This is a genomic window from Pseudomonadota bacterium (assembly GCA_034660915.1).
Classification (GTDB): Bacteria; Desulfobacterota; Anaeroferrophillalia; order Anaeroferrophillales; family Anaeroferrophillaceae; genus DQWO01.
In genome coordinates, this window is the sequence record JAYEKE010000161.1 from 1 (window position 1) to 2,386 (window position 2,386).

Below are 2,386 nucleotides of genomic sequence, written 5' to 3' on the forward strand. Positions count from 1 at the left end.
AAGTCAGAGAATGTTCCGGCAGCGCTGTTGTTGACCGGCATGGAAGGGGTTGGCAAATGTTTTACCGCTTTTCAACTGGTGCAGGTGGTTAACTGTCGTCAGGCTCCCCCCGGTGATGCCTGCGGTGACTGTCCGGATTGTCGACAGATTGCCAGACGGGTACACCCTGATGTGCTTCTGGTTGAAGCGGAAAAAAGCCAGATTAAAATCGATCAGATTCGGGAACTCCACCATTATCTTGGCTTTGCTCCACTAAGCGGTCGGTTCAAGGTTGTCATTATTAATGATGCCCACTTGCTTAATGCCGCTGCCGCCAATGCACTGTTGAAAACCCTGGAGGAACCACCGGCGCAGACTATTTTTATCCTGGTTACCCATCGTCAGCAGGTGCTTTTGCCCACTATCCTGTCCCGCTGTATTGCCCTGACTTTTAAACCATTGAGCCATGCCGCGCTCAGGCAGATAGTAGTCGCCGGAGAAAATGATATTGATGCAAAATCAATGGATCGAGCGATTGCTTTGGGTGGGGGCAGTGTATCCATGACCAGATATTTCCTGGAAGAAAACCGCTTGGCCTGGCGCGATGACTTTCTTGTCCGAATATGTGCTTTATCAGCTGAAAATTATGAAGATATTTTTGCTCTTGCTGATGAAATAAATAAAGATACAGAAAACGTTGAAGTCGCACATTATGTGCTGGAAACCTTTGTTCGTGATGCGCTGGTCCTGGGTAACTCATCGGATATCAATGATCTGCTTTTATTTCATCCCGACCAGCTTGAATTATTGCGCAAGTTTGCTGCTAAGCGGACGCCGGAAAAATTAGTTTTCTGGTTGGAAGAGCTAAATCGCTTGCAAAATCGCTTACTTTTCAATATAAATATTAAGCTGGCCTGGGAGGCATTATTGCTGAAGCTGGTGGTGCTACAAATAAAAAAAGGATAATGTGATTTAATTTTTTGAGGAATAATGTGAAAAGATATGCGGGAATAAGTATTCGGGGTTCGAAAAAAATCTTTTATTTTGAAGCAGGAGCATTGTCTCTGGAAATCGGTGATGATGTTGTTGTCGAAACTGAGCGTGGAGTCAATATCGGTACGGTTAAGGTACTGCCAACCAATGAATTGCCGAAAAGGCTGCTGGCGAATAAAAAATCAATGAAAAAAGTGATACGCAAAGCCAGGGATGATGATTATAAGCTTTTGGCCGAAAATAAAATCAAGGAAGATGAAGCGTTTAAGGTTTGTGCTGATCTGATTGAAGAACTGCAAATGGCAATGAAATTGATTCGGGCTGAATATCTTCATGACAGCAGTAAGGCTGTTTTCTATTTCATGGCCGAAAACCGGGTTGATTTTCGTGAACTGGTCAGAAATCTTGCCCATCAGCTTCATGTACGGATTGAAATGAGGCAAATCGGTATTCGTGATGCGGCCGGGATGGTTGGTGGTATTGGTGTCTGTGGTCGGGAATTATGTTGCTCATCTTTTCTTTATGATTTTGATCCGGTAACCGTGAAGATGGCAAAGGAGCAGGGCCTGGCTCTGAATCCGGTTAAAATATCCGGTTTATGTGGTCGTCTCATGTGTTGTCTTGGCTATGAATATGAAAATTATCTGCAGATGAGGAAAGAAAGGCAGTCTAATGCCAAACCCGATAAAAAAGGGAAATAAGATATGACGATGGTGTCCAGGGATACTTTCTACATTACCACCCCCATCTATTATGTTAATGATGTTCCCCACATCGGACATGCCTATACGACCGTTGCTGCTGATGTTTTGGCCAGATATCAGCGTTTGCTGGGCAGGGAAGTCTTTTTCCTTACCGGGACGGATGAACATGGGATGAAAATAGAGAAAACCGCGGACCAGAGAGGCATGACTCCCCAGGAGTTGGTGGATGAGGTAGTTGAGCGGTTTAAACATCTCTGGGAAGTGTTGAATATCTCCCATGATGACTTTATCCGCACAACCGAAGAACGCCATGCCCGGGCGGTTAGCGCTTTTTTTCAAAAAGTTCAGGAGAATGAGGATATTTATCTGGGAAGCTATGAAGACTGGTACTGTATTCCCTGTGAAACCTTTTGGACGGCAAGCCAACTGGATAGCGACAATTGTCCTGAGTGCGGCCGACCGGCGGAAAAGGTAAAAGAAGAAAGCTATTTTTTCCGCATGTCTCGCTACCGGGAACAGTTGCTGGCCCACATTGAAGTACATCCTGAATTTATTCAGCCGGCATCCAAACGCAATGAAATCCTCAGCTTTATCAAGGAAGAATTGCGCGATTTGAGCATCAGCCGCACCAGTTTCAGCTGGGGAATTCCGGTTCCCGGTGATGAAAAACACGTGATTTATGTCTGGTTTGATGCCCTGATCAATTATCT

Annotated in this window: 3 protein-coding genes; all 3 read left to right on the forward strand. The window is 45.1% G+C overall.

Annotated features, from left to right (window positions below; genetic code table 11):
* A partial coding sequence (holB, locus tag U9P07_09470; protein MEA2109634.1) for a DNA polymerase III subunit delta' occupies positions 1-945 on the forward strand: 945 nt, incomplete at its 5' end.
* A gap of 92 nt (positions 946-1,037) precedes the next feature.
* On the forward strand, positions 1,038-1,673 hold the full coding sequence (ricT, locus tag U9P07_09475) for a regulatory iron-sulfur-containing complex subunit RicT (GenBank protein ID MEA2109635.1): 636 nt from the start codon (positions 1,038-1,040) through the stop codon (positions 1,671-1,673).
* 3 nt (positions 1,674-1,676) lie between these two features.
* Positions 1,677-2,386, forward strand: a 710-nt coding sequence (locus U9P07_09480) for a class I tRNA ligase family protein (protein ID MEA2109636.1), incomplete at its 3' end; no start/stop codon positions are given.